Origin of the sequence: Flectobacillus major DSM 103 (assembly GCF_000427405.1) — a bacterium.
Classification (GTDB): Bacteria; Bacteroidota; Bacteroidia; order Cytophagales; family Spirosomataceae; genus Flectobacillus; species Flectobacillus major.
The window spans coordinates 4,726,296-4,740,698 of sequence record NZ_KE386491.1 but is presented as its reverse complement, the minus strand read 5'-3'; the positions used below and the strand labels follow the sequence as shown (position 1 = coordinate 4,740,698).

General features: G+C 32.4%; 12 protein-coding genes. 1 reads left to right on the top strand and 11 read right to left on the bottom strand.

Going from position 1 to position 14,403, the window contains the following annotated elements; translation table 11 throughout:
- Window positions 1–113: 113 nt before the first annotated feature.
- The 11 genes from FLEMA_RS74185 to FLEMA_RS74135 all read right to left on the bottom strand — a co-directional run bounded on the left by FLEMA_RS74185 (window position 114) and on the right by FLEMA_RS74135 (window position 13,765).
- Entirely contained in the window at window positions 114–1,247 is a 1,134-nt protein-coding gene (locus tag FLEMA_RS74185) for a hypothetical protein (protein WP_144080157.1), read from the bottom strand.
- Window positions 1,234–1,653 (bottom strand): hypothetical protein, encoded by a 420-nt coding sequence (locus tag FLEMA_RS74180; RefSeq protein ID WP_044173604.1) that lies wholly within the window; start codon window positions 1,651–1,653, stop codon window positions 1,234–1,236. The genes FLEMA_RS74185 and FLEMA_RS74180 overlap by 14 nt, the downstream gene beginning before the upstream one ends.
- On the bottom strand, window positions 1,650–1,982 hold the full coding sequence (locus tag FLEMA_RS74175) for a helix-turn-helix domain-containing protein (protein WP_044173602.1): 333 nt from the start codon (window positions 1,980–1,982) through the stop codon (window positions 1,650–1,652). The genes FLEMA_RS74180 and FLEMA_RS74175 overlap by 4 nt, the downstream gene beginning before the upstream one ends.
- A gap of 123 nt (window positions 1,983–2,105) precedes the next feature.
- The gene (locus FLEMA_RS74170; RefSeq protein WP_044173599.1) at window positions 2,106–2,651 is read right to left on the bottom strand and encodes a hypothetical protein; all 546 of its coding nucleotides are present in this window, start codon (window positions 2,649–2,651) and stop codon (window positions 2,106–2,108) included.
- Between the two features lie 2 nt (window positions 2,652–2,653).
- Window positions 2,654–3,346: a hypothetical protein gene (locus tag FLEMA_RS74165; protein ID WP_159102730.1), complete on the bottom strand. Its 693-nt coding sequence runs from the start codon at window positions 3,344–3,346 to the stop codon at window positions 2,654–2,656.
- Window positions 3,343–3,882, bottom strand: a complete 540-nt coding sequence (locus tag FLEMA_RS74160; RefSeq protein ID WP_044173594.1) for a hypothetical protein — start codon at window positions 3,880–3,882, stop codon at window positions 3,343–3,345. Before FLEMA_RS74160 ends, FLEMA_RS74165 begins: the two co-directional genes overlap by 4 nt.
- A 49-nt stretch (window positions 3,883–3,931) precedes the next feature.
- A complete protein-coding gene (gene avs2 / locus FLEMA_RS74155; RefSeq protein ID WP_044173593.1) occupies window positions 3,932–7,471 on the bottom strand; it encodes an AVAST type 2 anti-phage system protein Avs2 in 3,540 nt (1,179 codons plus the stop codon).
- Between the two features lie 9 nt (window positions 7,472–7,480).
- The gene (locus FLEMA_RS74150) at window positions 7,481–8,461 is read right to left on the bottom strand and encodes a hypothetical protein (RefSeq protein ID WP_044173591.1); all 981 of its coding nucleotides are present in this window, start codon (window positions 8,459–8,461) and stop codon (window positions 7,481–7,483) included.
- A gap of 601 nt (window positions 8,462–9,062) precedes the next feature.
- Entirely contained in the window at window positions 9,063–10,271 is a 1,209-nt protein-coding gene (locus FLEMA_RS74145; protein WP_044173588.1) for a site-specific integrase, read from the bottom strand.
- A gap of 402 nt (window positions 10,272–10,673) precedes the next feature.
- Window positions 10,674–11,957 (bottom strand): McrC family protein, encoded by a 1,284-nt coding sequence (locus tag FLEMA_RS74140; RefSeq protein ID WP_044173585.1) that lies wholly within the window; start codon window positions 11,955–11,957, stop codon window positions 10,674–10,676.
- Window positions 11,954–13,765 (bottom strand): McrB family protein, encoded by a 1,812-nt coding sequence (locus FLEMA_RS74135; RefSeq protein WP_044173583.1) that lies wholly within the window; start codon window positions 13,763–13,765, stop codon window positions 11,954–11,956. Before FLEMA_RS74135 ends, FLEMA_RS74140 begins: the two co-directional genes overlap by 4 nt.
- A 400-nt stretch (window positions 13,766–14,165) precedes the next feature.
- Here FLEMA_RS74135 and FLEMA_RS77390 point away from each other — a divergent pair.
- The coding region (locus FLEMA_RS77390) for an Arm DNA-binding domain-containing protein (protein ID WP_374755634.1) at window positions 14,166–14,403 on the top strand (238 nt) is incomplete at its 3' end.

Sequence of the window (14,403 nt, the reverse complement as noted above, 5' to 3'; positions counted from 1 at the left end):
CTAACTCCGTTCTATTCATCGGAGGAAACTTATTTGTATCAGACATAATATTGAGAGCTTTTATACGCTCGCATTCGCAGACCCATATATATGACTTTGCGAGTGCGAACATGTTAAAATGGAATAATTAATTTGTAATGTGCACTCTTCCCCACCGTAAATCGTTCAATAAATCCCTTGTCATCTAGCTCCTTGAGCCTATCCTCAACTATCCTCGAACCACAATCAAAAGCCTCCGTAATCAACTCAATCAACTCTTTTTTACTTTTGGGTTCCTTCATATTATCTGTAAGCCAATTTTGAATGTCTGCTATCTGTGCCTTACTTTTCTTCATGGCTAGCTTTTCATTAATAAAGTCACTGCTAGCAAGGACTAACCCTTTTGTTTCTTCTGAATACTGTACGTAAATTGGGTCTAATCTCTTAGTATTTCTTGAGTGTAAGAACTTTAAACGTATCAAGTCTGTATCGTTTCCTTGATTATCCTTTTCAAAGCCTATCTGTATAACTTGTGAAGCCTTATTATTTAATTCCGTACCAAGGTGTCCACGACCTTTGTCGTTACCTGCTGAAGGATTTTCATGAATTACACAAAGAAAAGTAACATTATAGGTGTTAATGGTTTCATTGAGCATATCAACAAGTCTAAGGCTTTCTCTTACATCATTAAAGTTCTCAACGCAGTCAGTCACGACATCGAACACAATGAAGAGATTATATATATCATATCGTGTTCTAAACCTTTTGATATACTCATTTAACGTATCAAACCTTTCACTTCGAGGAATATCAATTAACGATATGTAATCTAAATTTTCGGGTTTATCTTCTATCGAATAGCCTGAAAGTAGCTTGATTTTTTGAATAGCATAAGGAAATTGGTCATTGATATTACGTTCTGTATCAACATAAAGCACAACCGATTTCTGCATAGCATTTCGTTTCATCCCTAAAAACCGATGGCTTGATTGGGTAATATTTCTTTGCAACATCAATCCACAAAAAATCTCCGTTAACCTTGGTTTATGTACACCCTTTTTACCTTGAATAATATTTATGGTGTTAGGAAAAACAACACCTGTTTCATTATACGTAATGATGGGAGAGCTAAACGCAATCGTTTTACAGCTATTAGATTGTATCTTTTCCTGTGTTGCCAGAATCTTTGCAATGTTAGTCTTTTCGTGAACTACTGTGCTAATCTGTTCAGGATTGAGGTATTGCTTATATTTATCAGTATTCATCATTTTCTTCATTTAGGGTTGTAAAACATCGACTTAGAAGTAGATTAATGAGATTATCTTGTAAATCATTACGCTCCCTTAATTCCTGATTTTGAAGCAGTAGCACTTGTTTTTCACACGTTAGGTTCGACAAAAGTGTTGCGATTTGTGCCGTTTCTTCAAGATATGCCGTCTTTAGAAGTTGTACCATATCCAATAGACCAATGATTTGATTGATTTCTGTCTCTAAATTTTTAATTCTCACAGAAACATCTTCCTTCATTTCATCAAAAAGCATTTTTCTTAGCTTTTCCAGATATTTACATTTAGCATCAAGTAGGTTTTCTACATGAAAAAAGCTTTGAGCAAATGCTTCCTCCCAATACAAAACAAAAGCTTTAGTATCTGCTTGTTTATAAGGATTATTCATCGTAAGCCTCCTTTCTTACCAAAAACCTCTTCTTCGATTTCCTTTCGAGTTTTCTTTTTACCAGATTCGACCCACTGGATAAGGTCTGCTTTGAAGAAAAGAATCTTCTTGCCAATTTTTTGAAAAGGGATTTTCCTAGAGGAAGTAAATTGATACAGTGTTGATTTCGGAATATTTAAAAATGAAGAAGCTTCATCTATCGACAAAGGCTTGTCGGCTGTTCCTAAAGATTTTGGTGTTTGCTCAGCAATGACTTGGCGAACGGAATGCTGAATTAGTGATACTAATTCTTCTGGAGTTACTAAGATTAATTTGGAGGATATTTCCATTTGTGTCGTCTACTCAGGGGGATGGTGTGTTGTCCCTTTCGATGACACAAAGTTTTATTGTTTTTTTGTGGTTGTTGATTTAGTAGTGGGGTACCACTAATATTAACAGCACCCCAAATACAACTATAAATTATTTAAAATCAACCCATTGATATTATCTAGTAACTTCTTTTTTTCACTTTTATTTCTAGGAGTATTATTCTCGTAAATTAGGAATTCTTCTATTTGCTTGGATGAAAAACCTGTAAGTACTTCTATAGCTTTTGCAAAAGAAGCTTTGCTCATATCTGTTGGGTTGTTGAAAATACAATTTAATTGTGCTAAATATGAGAATAATTTTGCAGTATCCTCACTAGTAAAAATAGTTTTTCTATCTCCTTTCGTTCTTGCAACAGGTTTAGGAATTTCTATTTTGAGCTTGGGTTTTCTTCCTAATTTTTGCTTCTCCTCTTCTAATTCTACCTTAATATTACTTTCAACGATAAAAACCTTATAAGGATTACTGTCTAAGTACTTTCTTATTAATTGAACTTGATTTGAATTTATAAGTATTTTACTATGTTTCATCAATAAAATCTCAAGAAATTTGCCAAACTCATTCCAATCATTGTTAAAGTTATTTTTAAAATGATATTTTAAAAAATCGTCTAACTGTTCTAAATCAAGCACAGCTACTGCCCATGCAAAAAAAAGGTAAAATATCTTTTCTCATCAATATCATCATTTTTATAAGTTAGGATAATACGACTGTGTCTAAACCAATAAATATCATAAGTCCATCTGTACGCTTCCTCTACATCATCCTTACAGAGCCTAATATTATGAGGAGCATGTCTAGTCATTTGATACTGTATCCACTCCTCCCTTTCTTCTTGAGAAGAATCAGCCAATAGGTTTTCATCAGCTAAAAGCCTTGTGGTTTCGATATCATTTCCTTTTATAATATCTGGAAGTTGCTTCTTTAAAACTTCTTCAATTTGATTTTTCCAAGACTTGTATTTAAGACCTCCAAGTGAGTTATTGGCTCTAACTACATATCCTAAATGTACTTTTTGGAAATTTGTAAGTTTTTTATTTGTATCATGATTCCAATATCTTTCGCATAATCTAACAAAGTGAAAATGTCGTTGAACATCATATTCTTCTTTATCAATGTTACTTGTATATTTCTCCTTATTCTCTAACATCAGAGATTCAAATTGACTTAGTAATTCACCATAACAGCTTTCTGATATATTTTCAGCACCTATTGCTTCATGCCAAATTGTACTTGTATCTATCTCGTACATTTGATACCAATTCATCGCTCCCATTTTTCTATCTTTCTCTTTTATAATATTAGAACTATATTCGTATCTTATCACCAATATTCAAAACTTAATCTATTTTCAATGTTATCTTTTTCATTAAAAAAACAGCATCCTGAAAAAGAAAGTCTGGGTCCTCTATTTATTGGATGAGTTATCATTTTTTCACCAATAATTGTCCATACAAGCTCTAAGTTTTCTTTTTCCATAGCTTCAAAAAGTATATCTTTTCTAACTAAAAGACAAGAAAGACCCTCTTCTCGACCCGATGGGTCTATACATACAATTTCCCCTTTTGAATTTTTAAATTCAAAATCACCATGGAATGATAAGTCTAAAATATTGAATAGACTTTGAGAAGGTTTGAAATAGCAATATTTCCCATCTTCTCCCAATGTCGCATCTTTACTTTCACCCCATTTATATTCATCGGTTGTCACAACCCCTTTAAATGGATATGAATTATCCGCCTGCCTATCGCTCAATCTCTGCCAATCTAAATAAACGTCTTTGATATCCATTTTAGTTTTATAAGAATTTGACCAGTAATATTCTCTACTAAATACCTGACGTGTTTCTTTGGACTGTTTCATCCAATTATTGTAAAATCGCTGTTTGGAAGCCCATTTTATAAATTTAGCTTTATATCAAATAAGACCGTAAATGAAACCATAACTCCTTTCTAACAGATTTCACATCGGTGTCATCATACTCATTTTCATCTTCCTTATTTTTCCAATGAGGAAATCCTTGAACCATTACCCATGACCTTCCAATGCTATCTTTTACTTGTATCAAAGTATTAATATTTGGCAAATCATCCTCTTTTTTATACCAGTTGGAGTGATTCCAATTATTATATTGAAGATTGAACCACCATGTTTTTTTATATTCTTTCCATGTGTCTATTTTTATAGGTCTAGAAGTAATAGTTGGGTCAATATCTCTTTTATCAATTTGCCATGCTCCCAATAAAGGAGATTCCTTTTCTTCATCATTCCACCTATTCCTATAAAGAAAATTGTCGGCTATCCTTGCCAAACATTCATAATATGCTATCCATCTATACTTTTCGCCGATACTTTGAATATGGATATTTTTTCTTTCATATTCATCGTAACTAGAATCAAAACTACCAAAAAGCTCTTTTGTCCAGCCTAACTCAAAAATCCTACCCAAAATAAAAGAAACCATTTTATCATTACTGAATTCAGACATATTGTTCCACCTATTAACATTTGATAAGAACTTTGCTTCAAAAAAAGGGCGAGCAACTTGTTTGTATTTTACAACTTCGCTTTCTGATAAAATTTTCAAAAGATATTCCTCTGCTACTCTTAAAATCTTTAATGTTCTATCTTCCCATTCTGTAGTTTTGGGATGATTTAGAAAGAGTTTAAAGCAATCCTTGCATATGTTTAATAACTGCCTCTGATTTTTTGTAAGTGAATTGTAAAAATCATTATAATTTTTTTCGGAATTAATCTCTATTGCTGAGAACTCAGATCCTCTGCCAATTTCATATTTATTAAAATCATAAAAATCATCACTAGTCGAAAGAACTAACTTATTTTGACCTCTATCTTCTCTAGTTGCAGTATCATACACAAAGTTTTTTATTTTATATTTTTTTACACAATTTTCAGCTGTCATTTTTGGGTCTTCCCAAACACTTTTATAGGGTGGGTAGATAAAGTTAACGTTTCCAATTATTTCCAATTTGTGATGTATTGCAAACTCACATATACCTCTTGTATATTCTCTCGTGAGTAGATGTACAGGTGGTTCTCCATATATAAAAAAGGTATCAAAGACTTTCTGAGCTAAATCTTTTGACATCTCATTTACTTCAGACCTAACTATTGCTCCATAGCATCCAGCTAATAACCTTTCAAGAATATACGGGTCATTTATGTCTTTAAAATCATCAATTAGTCGGCAAGCGATTGGTAAATTGTTGGTCAGTAAGCACACTAATCCTTTGGTTGAAGAATCTCTAAGAAAGCGATTTGGAGAGGTCAAAAACCATGTAACTGTTTTGGCAGAAAGATAAATAGATTCCTCTGATAAGTATGATTTATTATCTTCTGACCATGCCCAATCTACAAGGCGTTGTATTACTCCTATTTCATATTCTTCATCTACTTGTGGGCTATATTGGGAATTAATAAACGTAGTCCATACATCATCTCTCTGAGGAAGTGTTTTATTGACAAGTATTTTATGTAGATGATTAGCATTAAATAAATGTTTATCATTTGAACATACAGAAATCATTACTTCAACATATTCCCTGACAAATCCATTTTTTTGAACTACGTCTGTAAATTCAAGTGATTTTCCTGTGATTGTATCTTCTCTCCTCCAAATTAAGCTCTTGATAAATCCATGAGAAATAGACTCCACAGAATAATACTTTTTGGGGACTACTTCAAAAAGTTCCTTACTGATTTTTTCAGGTAAAATAACTGATAGTGCCTCTATAATACCCTCATTGTAGGAATTAGGGCTTTCTAATACGAATGATAAGTTTCCATTTCTCTTAAATGCTAAGGAAGGGTTCTTTGGGTCGATGTATTTATCTACCAAAAGATTAGTGATTATGTAGTCTCCAAATCTTTCATAGTTAAATTCAATAACACACTCTGTCTCTCTATTATCACGATTGTACCTTACATTTTCTTTAAACAATCCCTCTGAAATTAACTCAGTTAGAATATTACAATTTTGAACAAAAGGGAAGTAGGTTTTAACTACATTATTCAATAATAGAAATGCAGTATCATAATTCATAAAGGTTTGTTTTTGCTCCGAAAGTGATTGTGCGAAACTTTCTGCACATTTATTAGCAAGATTAATTTTAGGTTCAAACTCGAATTTATCGAAAAGTGATTTGTTGATACCTTGAAAGAAAAACTGGATAATTTTTGATATTCCATTCATTCCTTCTGGAATATGGGTATATCCATTTTTTTTCAAACCTTTACAAAAAAGAAGTAGAAATAATGGATTCGTAAATTCTGGGGTTAATAATGGGATTTTAGGAGCTTGCAATCCGAAATATTGAAAAAATCTTTTGGATGCTTGATACTCATATCCTCTGAAACCTTGATGGGTAATATGTACTAATGTATTACTATCTTTACGTAAATTTTCTGGTACGACTAAGGATAAAAATGTACTCCGAACACTTACGATAACTCCTAACCATGAATACTTTTTAAAGTCTTCCAAAAATCCAGATAATTGACTTTTCCATATTGTTTTACCCTCTCCTTCATTCAAAGCATCAATGAAAAATAATAATCTTTTTCCAGATACCTTTCCTATTTCATTCAGAAGTGTTAGTAATTCATCTTTAGTATGAAATGTAGAAATACTTAACTGTTTGAAGATTTCAGACCATACTTCACCCTTATAAAAATATTGACCTAACAATAAAATACTAAATCCTCCATTGGATTGGTGATTTCTGGCTACATCTGCCAAAAGGTGTGATTTTCCATGTCCTCCATCTCCTGATAGTAATAAATAAGGTCTTTCAGCTAATTGAAATATATTGAAGTCTAAAAATCTTCCAAATTGATAACCTGTAGTTGATATTTGCCGAAGATAGTATTGCTCATCGTTATATTTTAGAGATTGATAGTTGTTTGTTGGGATTGGTTCTAATGCTTCTAAATCATCAAAAATGGCTTGAATTTCTGACACCAGTTTGAGCAAACTATTGATTAATGAATTGATGACTTTATATTGGAGGCTTCCCCCATCATCCCATTTTATACTTTTATACCAATTATTTATTTCAATACTCTTACTTTCAAGCTCTTGAATATTTTTTGATAGGTTTTCATTAAGAACTTTCGAACGTTTAAGAATTTTTATTAAATCACCAATTTTGTTTAAAACTATCTTGACCTTTTCTTTAAGTTCATTTTTAAATTTTTGATTTCTAGCTATCCCATTAAATACCGAAGCAATAGGTAAATCAAAATTCAACTCTTCAGAATATCGTTCTCCAAGATTATTGATACTTTTAGTCAATAAATTTTCAAACCATTGCTTATTTAGTTCAAGTTTGGGTGTATTGTATATTTTATCTCCGATATGTACGTCAACAGCGTTGATTTCACTATTAACAATAACATTTTTAGAATTTTCAACTTTTACCTTTTCCTCCATTGGTAGAAACTATTGATTTGTTTTATCGCCCAAATGAAAATCTCCTCCAACATGAATCGTAGAGTTGTTAAGGACGTTTTTACTGTTATTGATTATGTTTATAGTTGGATTCTCTGTCTTTACTTTCTGGAAGAGTTGAAATAACTCTAAAAGGTCTTGTTGGGACATTTCAGCCATTTTGTTTTCTAACAAGCCTTCAAGTTTACCTTGGAGTCTAATATCTTCTGGGTTTTCTTCAAATTTTTCAATCACGACTTTGTCTTTTTCAGATTTGAAGCGGTCTTTTATTTTCTCCCAAAAATCTTTCCCGACACCAGAAAACAAGCCACTTGCTAATCCTTTTCCTAAAAATCCTACAATCTCAGGTGCTTGATTTTGAAATTCTGTAATTACGTCAATCATAATATCCTTTATTTTATTTTTATCAATTTTACCTTCGACAAGAGCGTTATAAAATTGCCCTTTGAACCATTTATTTTTAATCAAAACTCGCTTGTAATGGTATAAAGATGCTTTCTGTTCAGCATAATGTTTGATGATTTCTTCCTCAGTTTTAACAACCTCTAAATCAAAAATAAACGTATATGGATTGTACTTTCCTTCAAATTCTATTGTTTTTGTGAAAGGGATAGGAAACCATCTCCATAATTTTTTCCTACGAAAAACAAGACCTGTTTCCTTCTCTGGTTTATCTTTAAAGAATTTTTCTTTAGTTGCTTTATGGCGTTCCTGTACATGGATAATTGATAATATTAAAGATTTATATCCTACTCCAAGTTTATAATTAATCTCTCCCGCTTTTAATATATTCGCAATAAATTGAGACCGAAAATAATTACAAGAAGCAATCATAATAATACAAAATTCGACATCTGAGGCTACTGTTAAATCTCTGGACTTAAAGTGTATACTTTTAGTAATAGACTTAAGCTCATTAGTTTTAGCTCTATGATACTTGGTGTAAAGTCTTAATAACTGTTTTTCGGTCATATACCCATATAATTATAGTATTAAATTACAAATTAAAACAGTTTAATTTAAGATTCAATGATAGAAAATCCTCTAGTTTATTTATCATTTACTAAAGTTTCAGCCAAATATAGTTTCTACTAAACATTGCTTTGAAGCCTTTTTCACATAATAGATGTGATAGGTACTTGTTCTAATTGATAGGACTTCAGTAAATGCACTCATTAACTCATTTATTTTCAATCAAATCATATTTGTTTTTTGCATATACTATCTTAGACTAAAGATAATCACATTAATGCTATTGTTCTAATATTTTGAAACTCTCAATTAAGAAATTATTGCTCAGTAAGAAAGCTTTTTCTTATATCTCTCATACTTTAAAAGCATAGTTACCAATTTCAAAAAAGTATTCCTATAAAATTAATAATCTGTTATATAAAATCTTATTCAAATGGAGAAATAAGTAACATAACTCATATATTCCATAAATAGTTACTTGTATCCTTCTAATATGTCTTAGCGAAACTTGCTTCGACTAGATTTTTAATCACAAGAATCATCATCAAAGGACTTCTTTTCTTACAGCCAATAAGTAAGCATAGTTTGTAATGAACTAACTCTACAATAAATTTAAAGTAGCCTCATACAGCTCGTCATTTTCGAATGAATCGAGGTAAACCTTTGTCACTTTCTCTGATTCATGCCCCATCAGTTCACTAATTTTACTAATTTCGACCCCGCTTCTCTTCAAAACCGTTGCGAACGTGTGTCTCGCTACGTAGGTTGTTAAGTTAGCTTCAATTCCTGCCATTTCTGCTAGCACTTTCAAATCTTGGTTTATCTGCTTTGTGACTTTCTTAATACGATTAGTAATTTGAGGAATTGTTTTATGTTTCGACTTATCAAGATACGGGAATATATAGTCTCCTAAGCTATATTTTTGATAGTATGCGAGTATTTCTTTAGCGGGTGGTAAGAGTTGCACCACTTGACGTTGGTGTGTTTTGTTTCGCTCGTACTCCATCAAACCATCTGGGGATATATTCGTCCACTCAAGTTCGATAATGTCACTAATGTTGATTCCAGAACAATAATAGCTAAAAAGAAAAGTGTTTTGAGAATCATAAAGTCTAGTTCCTTTTTCAATTTTGAGAGAAGCTATTTTAACAATATCCTCTTTTTTAATAGCTCTTTTCTGCGTTTTAGTGTTGAATTTAGAGATTTTGTAATCAACAAAAGGGTCTGCTTCCTTCTTGGCAAAATCTTCTACCACTGCTCTATTGTACAAGGCTCTCAAAGTACGAAAGTGTACACTCATAGAAACCTCAGAAACACCTCTTTCTCTGAAATCTTGCTCAAACCTTCGCAAAAAAGAACCGTCCAATTCGGAAAAAGTGAAGTCTTTTTGATTTCTAAAACGCTCAAGTACTTTCTTTAAATTTTTATGAACGTTTGCATTGCCTACCTTATCCGCTTTCATCAGGTCAGTTATTACCTCATCGAGAAACTGAAGTACTGTTATACGTTTACTTTGGTTTTTAAGTTTCTTGGTGAATTCTTCAGCAGTAAAACTTGCCTTTTCATCCTCTAACTGCATCAAAAGTCGTCTTGCATCTGTTTTTGTTTTTTCAATTTTAATAATCATTTCAGTGGCAAGAGGATGTTTTTTAGCAGGTAAATTTTTCTTATCATCCCACATTGCTTTGGAGCAACTCATACCCACAGAGATATATTTAGGTTTTCGGTCTTTAATCAATCGAACCATAATAGGATGTTCCCCATTTTTTAATACTTTGGAGGTGTACAAAAGCACATCAATAGAAGCCATTTACAAATTTTGATTTATATGGTTTAAACATAGTTTAAACAAATGTAGCAAAAAAATACAATTAAATACAAATAACCAAAAGAATAAACGCATATAAACGTTTAAAAATCAGATATTTAAAAATATATCAATATAAATAAAAACAAACAATACATGCCTGTCACGCATGGGGTCGCGGGTTCGAGTCCCGTCCAGACCGCAAAAGCTCAGAAAGAAATTTCTGAGCTTTTTTTGTGTTTATTAGTTTCATTCTACTTATGAAAATAGCACTAATGTAGTACATGTGCCTAGCCGTCATATTATTCTTTATTGCCGAATCTAACACAACATATAGATATTATCAGAGTTCTTGAATAATGTCATCGGTTTTCATTCTTCTATACAACTATAAATTGTAAGGCATTAGTCAGTAGCTAAAACCTCGTTAATTTGCCTAATTATCTCATCTTCTTCACCACAAATATCAATGTCAGCCGCCTTAATTGTTATTAATTTATCATTGGCAAATTTATCGGCAATGGTAAAAGTATCTACTTCCGAAGGCTTCGCTCCGTTTTTTGGATAAATCAATAATACTTGGTCAATTTCTCGCCTGATGGAGTATGCAAGCATTTGATACATATCGGTTTGTGAAATCCCTTTTTTACTATCTTTTTTATCTCGGATTTTGTACTTGGTGTCAATCACCAAATTGGGATTTTGCAGAATAATGTCATTCTTTATCTGAAATACGCTTTGCTCTGTTAAAAATCCTTTTCCCTGAGCGTTGGGTTTTCTATCGCTAAAATGAGTCTCAATGATTCCAAAAATAAATTCCTCAAAAACTACTTCCATCGGTAATAAAAGACAGAAATTATTTTTATTGGTATCCGACTGACTAATGCTTGACGACGACAAAAACATTCGAGCCATTTCTAATATAATCGCCAAATCTTGATAAAGTGGATTGAGTTTTACTAAATCACAATGGCTTTCTTGGCAATATTCGTCCGCCACATCGTCTAATAAAAACAATAGACTATTCAGTTTTTGCTTACTTTTTTCATTGTTTGTGAATGATAAAAGCATTCTGGAAACGAATTTTACAATTCGATTAAACTGATTGTCGTATAAAAATGGCTCGTAAGTACAATGAAAAAACTGGTGTCTGCCTGTCAATAAATTATGTTGTACATACGGCTGAATGGCTAACGAACCTCGCAAATAGCTCGTTTCTTCGGTAATTTCTTGGTAAGATTGATAAGGCTGATTGGTCAAAATTTCTTCTGTATGGTGGGCAAACAGAAAAATAAAGGCTTCTAACCAAGTATCAAATGCTTGGCGGTCGAGCGGTAATTCTGCAAATGGCAAATTAATTTTCTTCCCATAACTTAACCAGTAAAGTACCTTTGAGCTAATTTGCTCTTGGGGCATTTCTTGGCAAATTTTAGGATAAATATTAAGCGTAAGCCCTTCAAACTGAATGAAACCGACGTAGTTATTCGCTCTGATTTTATCTCCATCAAAAGTCAGGAAACGCTGCTTTTTCTTGTCTGAACCATAGAAAGAATCACGTTCATCTTCCTCCAAACCATACTGTTTTCTGCTTTGCCAAACTTCATCAAGATAGGTTTTAAAACGCTTGATTTTATCGTCAGAAAGGCCAGTACTTATTTCTTTACCAAATTCATAAATTGATTGTATCATTGAATGAGCAGTTGATAAGCACTTGGAACAATAGTATGGGTAAAACCAGCTTTGGCAATCGCTTTTTCTATCAACTCAGCGACAAGCTTGTTATCCTTAGCGTTGTAAAAGTATTCGTTCAACAATGGAATTACCTTCTTATTCATCGTTTTAACGAAGTCTAATTCCTCACCATTTTTAGTCATAAAATAAGAATGTCCAATGGTAAAATCTATCCCCTTTTTAGCGACAATTTGCTCATTTAGCGATTCAAAAAACGTTTGATAATTGGGGCTAACTTTTGATGAATCAGGATATAAAGCCGTAAATTCAAAGCGTCGTCGTAAGGCAATATCCAACAAAGCAATTGATTTATCAGCGGTGTTCATTGTACCAATAATGTAGAGGTTTTTAGGCACAGTAAATTTGGTAACACCATCGGGCAAACGTACTTCTGTTTCAAATTCATTTCCCCAACGTTTGTCTTCTTCCAACAGTGTAATAAGTTCGCCAAAAACCCTTGAGATATTAGCACGGTTGATTTCGTCTATGATGATTACGTAGTTTTTGAGGGCTACTGGTTGTACTCTTTTTGTTTTAGTTTTGGCAAATGCTTTTAAAACTTCAATGAGTGGATAATAATATACTCCTAAACCTTGAAGGTTATACTCTCGATTCCCTTCGTATAAATCTTGAATTGTTTTAATGCTTAAACTATGATTTGTAGCTCCACTTTGCTTTTCAAAACCAATATTTTTTTCTGTTAAATTGATGAGTTTAAATGAATAGTTATTAGACTTCATCGGAATTACAATCGGCTTATTTTCTTCGATAAGTGGACGAATAAATTCATCTAAAACCTCAAAAAAAGTAGGTTCTTCTACACTTTCTTCTAATGATGATTGCCGTAAATTCTTCAAAGCTCTTTGGCAAATCTCAAAGAAAATCCCTTTATGTTCACGAAAGCCCAAAGTATCTTCACTCAATTGTGGCTTAATACCCATCACAAAATCTTCATAACTATAATTTTGGTGAAAAGTAATAAACTCAACCTGACGGTCTTCTGTATGAGCTAAAGCCATTTTGTACCAATTGCGAGCTTCTTCATAACTGCTTGGCGAATCGTTATGAATAATTTTATAAGCTAATTCAACAGTACTATAAGTTTTGCCAGTGCCGGGAGGGCCGTAGAGAATTTGATTGAGCGGGTAGGGGTTAGGTGTTGCCATGTTGCTAATGGTATTTTTGGTATGATACTTTTCCGACTGTGAATTTGGTTTGTATTCTCTATTTCTGAAACCTTCAATTGTTTTTAAATAGCTGTCAAAGCCCGAAGGCGTTATGAAAAACTCATTACTCAGCCCTTTTTCATTAATATAATGGTCAATTAATGGCTTTTCTTTTTCCAGAAAACAGCTCAAAAAGCCTCTCCAATCTTGAGGATTCGAGTAAAATCTTCTATATTTCCTTTCTGTTTCCATCTGAAACGCCCCTTGTGTTGCCAAAGATTCTAGGATTCCTTGATAAAATGGAATATAAGCCTCAGACTTTTCATCTCTAAATGTGATTAAAAGATACGCATTTGCAATTTCTTCATTTTTAAATTTGACAAAAATGCCTATGGTTCTGGTTTTGTTATCGCCGTCGTTAGGAACATAAAATCCAATGAATAAGTAGTCGTCATTACCATTAAACCAGTAGCCATCAGTAAGCGTTTTCCCATTTGGTATAGACCTTGTTCTTGGTGCAAAATAAAAAGAAGGATTTTTCTGATGATAGTCTAATAGAAAAGTGTAAATGTCTTCGTGTAGTTGTTGTAATTTGGTCATTTTAAAATGGGCCTTGGGTGGTTAGGTTGGTTTAAGAGTATAGATGAAACAGGTAATTTTATATCGAAGAAGGTATAATTAGATACCAAATATAAACTTAAAAAGTGTAAGGTGGAGGGCTATAAACACAAAAAAAGCTCAGAAAGAAATTTCTGAGCTTTTGCGGTCTGGACGGGACTCGAACTAGCGACCTCATGCGTGACAGGCATGTATTGTTTGTTTTTATTTATATTGATATATTTTTAAATATCTGATTTTTAAACGTTTATATGCGTTTATTCTTTTGGTTATTTGTATTTAATTGTATTTTTTTGCTACATTTGTTTAAACTATGTTTAAACCATATAAATCAAAATTTGTAAATGGCTTCTATTGATGTGCTTTTGTACACCTCCAAAGTATTAAAAACGGGGAACATCCTATTATGGTTCGATTGATTAAAGACCGAAAACCTAAATATATCTCTGTGGGTATGAGTTGCTCCAAAGCAATGTGGGATGATAAGAAAAATTTACCAGCTAAAAAACATCCTCTTGCCACTGAAATGATTATTAAAATTGAAAGAACAAAAACAGATGCAAGACGACTTTTGATGCAGTTAGAGGATGAAAAGGCAAGTTTTACTGCTGAAGAATCAC

Coding starts and splice junctions, on each gene's coding strand:
- FLEMA_RS74160 (WP_044173594.1), bottom strand. CDS start 3,882: ATGAAACAGTCCAAAGAAACACGTCAGGTATTTAGTAGAGAATATTAC.
- FLEMA_RS74180 (WP_044173604.1), bottom strand. CDS start 1,653: ATGAATAATCCTTATAAACAAGCAGATACTAAAGCTTTTGTTTTGTAT.
- FLEMA_RS74150 (WP_044173591.1), bottom strand. CDS start 8,461: ATGACCGAAAAACAGTTATTAAGACTTTACACCAAGTATCATAGAGCT.
- FLEMA_RS74140 (WP_044173585.1), bottom strand. CDS start 11,957: ATGATACAATCAATTTATGAATTTGGTAAAGAAATAAGTACTGGCCTT.
- avs2 (WP_044173593.1), bottom strand. CDS start 7,471: ATGGAGGAAAAGGTAAAAGTTGAAAATTCTAAAAATGTTATTGTTAAT.
- FLEMA_RS74145 (WP_044173588.1), bottom strand. CDS start 10,271: ATGGCTTCTATTGATGTGCTTTTGTACACCTCCAAAGTATTAAAAAAT.
- FLEMA_RS74135 (WP_044173583.1), bottom strand. CDS start 13,765: ATGACCAAATTACAACAACTACACGAAGACATTTACACTTTTCTATTA.
- FLEMA_RS74185 (WP_144080157.1), bottom strand. CDS start 1,247: ATGATGAATACTGATAAATATAAGCAATACCTCAATCCTGAACAGATT.
- FLEMA_RS74175 (WP_044173602.1), bottom strand. CDS start 1,982: ATGGAAATATCCTCCAAATTAATCTTAGTAACTCCAGAAGAATTAGTA.